At 70.1% G+C, this 348-nt stretch carries 1 protein-coding gene; it reads right to left on the reverse strand.

Annotated features, from left to right (window positions below):
- Positions 1-348, reverse strand: a 348-nt coding sequence (locus EHS43_RS46065) for a transposase (protein WP_148104408.1), incomplete at both ends; no start/stop codon positions are given.

The following is a 348-nucleotide window of genomic DNA, read 5'->3' on the forward strand; positions in this document are numbered from 1 at the left end:
CGATCATGTCCAGGGCCAGCTGCCACTTCTCCACATGCCCCACCCGGTCGGGAATGCCGCAGCGGCTGCGGCGGGCGACCTTGTCCGCATCCGCTTCCGGCGAGGCCGGATCCCAGGACGCGGGCATCAACAGCCGCCAGTTCACCGCGGCCGAGGCATGATCGGTGGCCAGGTGCAGCGACACCCCGACCTGGCATTTGGTGACCTTGCCCGCGGTGCCCGTGTACTGCCGCGACACACACGCCGAGGCGTCCCCGTCCTTGAGGAAGCCGGTGTCGTCGACGATCAACGCCTCCGGACCGATCGCCTCGTGCATCCTCCAGGCCAGCCGGGCCCGCACATGGGCCG

This window comes from Streptomyces sp. RP5T, assembly GCF_003933965.1.
GTDB lineage: Bacteria > Actinomycetota > Actinomycetes > Streptomycetales > Streptomycetaceae > Streptomyces.